Below are 5,159 nucleotides of genomic sequence, written 5' to 3' on the forward strand. Positions count from 1 at the left end.
GCGTAGAGGCCCGCCGCCAGCACCGGCAGCGCGATCGCGAGCGCGATCATCGTGCCGCGCCCCGACGTGAGCGGCGCCATCGCCGGCTCGGCCGCGCCGGCATCGGCCAGCAGCCGCTTCTGCAGCTCGCTGCGCGCCTGCTCGTGGTCGGTGGGCAGCAGCGTGCCGGCCGCGAGGTCGCGGTCGATCTCGGCCAGCTGGTCGCGGTAGACGGCGGTGTTGGCGTCGCGGGCGGTCAGGTCGTCCCGCCGGGCCGCCTGGGCGGCGCGGCGCCACGGTCGCAGCAGCACGAGCAGGGTGGCGGCGACGAGCAGGGCCGCCGCGATCAGGAAGGTTGCCATCTCAGGGGTTCTTGTCGTTGTTCAGGAGGGCCGCGGCACGCTGTTGCTCATCGGCGGTGAGCGCGACCGCATCGGGCGCAGTGCGGCGGCGGAGGAAGGTGACCAGTGCCACCAGCCCACCGCCGAGCAGCGCGAAGGGCCCCAGCCACAGCAGGTACGTGGTCGGCTTCATCGGCGGCCGGTAGCGCACGAAATCGCCATAGCGGGCGACCAGGTAGTCCATCACCTCCTGGTCGGTCTTGCCCTGGCGGATCAGCGTGCGGATCTCGCGGCGCAGGTCTTCCGCCAGGTCGGCGCGCGAGCCGGCCAGCGATTCGTTCTGGCACACCAGGCAGCGCAGCTCCTCGGCAATGCCGACCAGCCGCGCCTCGACGACCTGGTCCTGGGCCAGCGGCGGTGCGTCGGCGGCGCGTGCACTGCAGGTGAAGGCGAGGGCCAGCGCGGCCCCGATGACGAGCCACCTCATGCGCCCAACTCCTTGAGCATGGGAATGACTTTCGAACTCAGGACTTCGGGGGTCAGCGGGCCGATCTGCTTGAAGCGGATCGTGCCGGTCTTGTCGATCAGGTAGGTCTCGGGCACGCCGTAGACGCCGTAGTCGATGCCGACGCGGCCATCGGCATCCACCGCGGTCGCGAGATACGGGTTGCCGAACTCGGTCAGCCAGCGCCTGGCGTCGTCGCCCTTGTCCTTGTAGTTCAGGCCGACCACCGGCACCAGGTTCAGCTTCGCGAAGTTGACGAGCACCGGATGCTCCTGGCGGCACGGGCCGCACCAGGTGGCCCAGACGTTCAGCATCCACACCTTGCCACGCATCTCCTGCGGGCTGAACTTCGCCGCGTCTGTTGCGACACCCGCGGATGCATCGAGCCGCGGCAGCGCGAACATCGGCGCCGGCTTGCCGATCAGCGGCGACGGCACCTCGTGCGGATCGTGGTTGAGGCCGACCGCGAGGAACACGGCCAGCACCGCGAACAGCACCAGCGGGATCAGGAAGTACTTCTTCATGCCGCCGCTCCGGTGGCGCCTGACACCGGCAGGCCGACCCGCTGCTTCAGCTTCAATCGGTAGCGCTTGTCGCTGGCCGCGAGCCCGCCGCCGGCGGCCATCAGCAGGCAGCCGAGCCAGATCCACACGACGAAGGGCTTGTAGTACACCCGCACGCTCCAGGCTGCGGCCTTGCCGTCCGGGGTGGCTTCCAGCGGCTCGCCGAGCGAGACGTACAGGTCGCGCGTGAGGCCGCTGTCGATCGCGGTCTCGGTCATCGGCATCTGCGACGACAGGTAGTTGCGCTTCTCGGGGTTCAGCGTGCGCAGCACCTGGCCGTCGCGCGAGAGCTCGACGTCGCCGCGCTGCGCGATGTAGTTGGGGCCGCGCACTTCGTTGACGCCGAGCAGCTTGACCGTGTAGCCGCCGAGCGCGACGGTCTCGCCGACGGCCATGCGCACGTCCTTCTCGAMCTCGTAGCCCTTCACCATCGTGACACCGACGACGAAGGTCGCGATGCCGATGTGGGCCAGGTGCATGCCCCAGTAGGCGCGCGGCGGCCGGCCCGATTTCAGGCGGGCGCGGATCTGGAACACGCTGCTCGCGACGATCCACACCGCCAGCAGCAGGCCGAGCGCGACCAGCGGCGACCAGCTGCCGACGAACAGCGGCAGCAGCGCGCCCAGCACGACGGCGATGCCGGCGGCCATCCACAGGCGCTGCGACAGGTCGCGCACGTCGGCGTGTTTCCAGTTGGCGACCGGGCCGATCGCGATCAGGAACAGCAGCGGCACCATGATCGGCACGAACACCGCGTTGAAGTAGGGCGGGCCGACCGACAGCTTGCCGAGGCCGAGGCCGTCGATGATCAGCGGGTACAGCGTGCCCAGCAGCACCGAGCCGGCGGCCACCATCAGCAGCACGTTGTTGACCAGCAGCAGCGTCTCGCGCGAGAACAGCGCGAACGCGCCGCCCAGGCCGACCTTGGGCGCGCGGTAGGCGAACAGGCTCAGCGAGCCGCCGATCACGGCGCTGAGGAACAGCAGGATGAAGATGCCGCGGCGCGGGTCGGTGGCGAAGGCGTGCACCGAGGTCAGCACGCCGGAGCGGACCAGGAAGGTGCCGAGCAGCGACAGCGAGAACGCGCAGATCGCGAGCAGCACGGTCCAGTTCTTGAAGCTGCCGCGTTTCTCGGTGACGGCCAGCGAGTGGATCAGCGCGGTGCCGACCAGCCACGGCATGAACGACGCGTTCTCGACCGGATCCCAGAACCACCAGCCGCCCCAGCCGAGCTCGTAGTAGGCCCAGTACGAGCCCAACGCTATGCCCAAAGTGAGGAAAGTCCACGCGACGTTGGTCCATGGGCGCGACCAACGGGCCCAGGCGGCGTCGAGCGTGCCGGCCAGCAGCGCGGCGATCGCGAAGGCGAAGGCGACCGAGAAGCCGACGTAGCCCATGTAGAGCATCGGCGGGTGGACGATGAGGCCGGGGTCCTGCAGCAGCGGGTTCAGGTCCTGGCCTTCGGCGGCGGCCGGGATCAGCCGGTCGAACGGGTTGGACGTGAGCAGCATGAACGCGAGGAAGCCGGCGGCGACCAGGCCGAGCACGCCGATGACGCGCGCGACCATCGGCAGCGGCAGCTGGCGCGACAGCAGGCTGACGGCGAGCGTCCAGCCGTTGAGCATCAGCAGCCACAGCAGCAGCGAGCCWTCGTGGCCGCCCCAGACGGCGGCGGCGCGGTAGGCGGTGGGCAGCTGCGAGTTCGAGTGCTGGGCGACGTAGAGCACCRAGAAGTCGTTGGCGACGAAGGCCTGCATCAGGCAGGCGAACGCGAACGCGACGAGCAGGAACTGCGTCTGCGCGGCGGGCCGTGCGAGCGAGGTCCAGGCGGGCTTGTTCTGGTGGGCGCCGACGATCGGCAGCACGCCCTGGACGATCGAGACCAGGAACGCGAGGATCAGCGCGAGGTGGCCGAGTTCGGGAGTCATTTGAGCGTGTTCCTCATCTTCTTGGCCTCTTCGACCGCGTGGGCGGCCTCGGGCGGCATGTAGTTCTCGTCGTGCTTGGCGAGCACTTCGGTGGCGACGAAGGCGTCCCCGTCGAGCTTGCCTTGCACGACAGCGCCCTTGCCCTCCTGGAACAGGTCGGGAAGGATGCCGGTGTAGCGCACGGCGACGTCCTTGGCGGTGTCGGTGATCGTGAAGCTGACGGTCATCTGGTCGCGCTTCAGGGTGCCCTGGCGGACCATGCCGCCGACGCGGAACGCACGGTCTTTCGGGGCTTCGCCGGACACCACCTGCGTGGGCGTGAAGAAGAACGCGACGTTGCTGTTCAGCGCGTTCAGCACGAGTGCTGCGGCGACGCCGAGGCTGGCGACGGCACCGACGATGATGGCTAGGCGTTTGTGGCGGGGCTTCATGTTTGTCTGGTCACTCTGTTGTCTTGCTTGGCGCGTGCGGGGCGGCGGGCGGTATGCGCTGGGGGCTCAGCTGGGTCGGTCGGCCCTGGCGGGCCGACTTCACGAAGAAGATCGGTTTCGGGTCTGCATCGGCAAACTCCCTCCACTCACTTCGTTCGTTGTGGTCAAACACAGCCGATGAGTCAGTTCACGAAGCGCGCTGGCGCGCGCCACCCCCGAAGCCGAYCTTCTCCGTCGCYCCAGAAGTCGCCCCCACAGCCTSCCCCCGGCCGCCCCGCCCACGAACCGMGAGTGTTCGACGAACGAGCCGGTAGCCCGGGTGACAACCCGGGACTCAACCCYCATTTGTTCGCTTGTCAAAGTCGAAGKACCRGGGYGGTGGCSCAAAGGYGCGTGGGGGAGGCCGTGGYGCGCCAATRAGGACGTAGCGCCGGAGCTGGCTGGTTTCATGGCCCGCGTGCGCCAGCACGCTTCGTGCACTGACTGTCGCCCACTGTTTGACCACAACGAACGAAGTGAGTGGCGGGAGTTTGGGCGACGGGCCTTGAAACCAGTCAGCGCAGGGTAGTCAGCGCCCCGCCAGGGGCGATGACCGCGGAGGACGGCGCGCCACGGCCTCCCCCACGCGCCTTTGCAGCACAGAAAGTCGAAGGAGAAACGAAGTGACCGATAAAACATCACCGCTCCTTCTGCGCCCGCATCTGCTGCGCGAGCCACGCCTTGCACTCCGACAGCAGCTGCTCACGCAAGCGCTGCAGCTCGGCCGACGAAACGCCCTGCCGCTGCGGCGCCACGGGAGCCGCATGGACCTGCGAACGGATCAGCAGTTGACGCACCTCGATGCTCATCGGAGTCCTCAATACATCCGGTTCGAACGGGCATAGGCCAGCTCGATCTTCTCCATCGCCACCTCGTTGCGGGTGGACTGGAACCCGTCGATCTCCCACTTCACCGGCCAGGCGTTCTCCACCGTCCAGCAACGCAACGGATCGCCCGCCGCATCGAGCAGGAAGACGTGCACCAGCAACGCATCGATCGGCTTCACGAAACCGCCGTCCAGCACCTGCTGGCACCACTTCACCAGGCGCGACTCCTTCGCCGCGATGCCCCGCTTCAGCACCAGCCGCGGATGCTTGATCGACTTCGGCAACACATGCGCGAAACCGTTCAGCCCACCCTCGTTCACCGTCTCGGTCTCGATCTCGGGACCGATCCCGCTGACCTCGCGGAACGCACCGTCCGAATCCTTCGGGTTCGCACCGAACGAGACCGAGAAATGGAACGCCACCGGCGGATAGAAGCCCTGCGTGACACGCAACTTCGCCTTGGCCGCCTGCAAGGCCTGCGGCGTGATGCCGCCGCCGGCCACGCCACCGCCCGTGCGGGCCGCCGGCGCGCGCGAGGGCCCCGGG

General features: G+C 68.5%; 7 protein-coding genes. All 7 read right to left on the minus strand.

What is annotated here, in order from left to right:
* A partial coding sequence (gene ccmI / locus AC1D1T_RS29815; RefSeq protein WP_477993068.1) for a c-type cytochrome biogenesis protein CcmI occupies positions 1 to 341 on the minus strand: 341 nt, incomplete at its 3' end.
* Position 342: 1 nt separating this feature from the next.
* Positions 343 to 807 carry a cytochrome c-type biogenesis protein gene (locus AC1D1T_RS29820; RefSeq protein WP_477828924.1) on the minus strand — a complete coding sequence of 155 codons (465 nt, stop codon included), beginning with the start codon at positions 805 to 807 and terminating at the stop codon, positions 343 to 345.
* Positions 804 to 1,349, minus strand: coding sequence for a DsbE family thiol:disulfide interchange protein (locus AC1D1T_RS29825; protein ID WP_465112507.1), 546 nt, complete (start codon positions 1,347 to 1,349; stop codon positions 804 to 806). Before AC1D1T_RS29825 ends, AC1D1T_RS29820 begins: the two co-directional genes overlap by 4 nt.
* Positions 1,346 to 3,316: a heme lyase CcmF/NrfE family subunit gene (locus AC1D1T_RS29830; RefSeq protein ID WP_477993069.1), complete on the minus strand. Its 1,971-nt coding sequence runs from the start codon at positions 3,314 to 3,316 to the stop codon at positions 1,346 to 1,348. The genes AC1D1T_RS29825 and AC1D1T_RS29830 overlap by 4 nt, the downstream gene beginning before the upstream one ends.
* Entirely contained in the window at positions 3,313 to 3,747 is a 435-nt protein-coding gene (gene ccmE, locus AC1D1T_RS29835) for a cytochrome c maturation protein CcmE (protein WP_047511894.1), read from the minus strand. The genes AC1D1T_RS29830 and ccmE overlap by 4 nt, the downstream gene beginning before the upstream one ends.
* 677 nt (positions 3,748 to 4,424) lie before the next feature.
* Complete coding sequence (locus AC1D1T_RS29840) at positions 4,425 to 4,595, minus strand: DUF5908 family protein (RefSeq protein ID WP_156154813.1); 171 nt, start codon at positions 4,593 to 4,595, stop codon at positions 4,425 to 4,427.
* Between the two features lie 8 nt (positions 4,596 to 4,603).
* The coding region (locus tag AC1D1T_RS29845; protein WP_477993070.1) for a phage tail protein at positions 4,604 to 5,159 on the minus strand (556 nt) is incomplete at its 5' end.

It is taken from the genome of Rhizobacter sp. P2_H3, from assembly GCF_056403355.1.

Bases quoted from the DNA above. Each gene is read 5' to 3' on its own strand.
- AC1D1T_RS29820 (WP_477828924.1), bottom strand. From the start codon at position 807: ATGAGGTGGCTCGTCATCGGGGCCGCGCTGGCCCTCGCCTTCACCTGC.
- AC1D1T_RS29825 (WP_465112507.1), bottom strand. From the start codon at position 1,349: ATGAAGAAGTACTTCCTGATCCCGCTGGTGCTGTTCGCGGTGCTGGCC.
- AC1D1T_RS29840 (WP_156154813.1), bottom strand. From the start codon at position 4,595: ATGAGCATCGAGGTGCGTCAACTGCTGATCCGTTCGCAGGTCCATGCG.
- ccmE (WP_047511894.1), bottom strand. From the start codon at position 3,747: ATGAAGCCCCGCCACAAACGCCTAGCCATCATCGTCGGTGCCGTCGCC.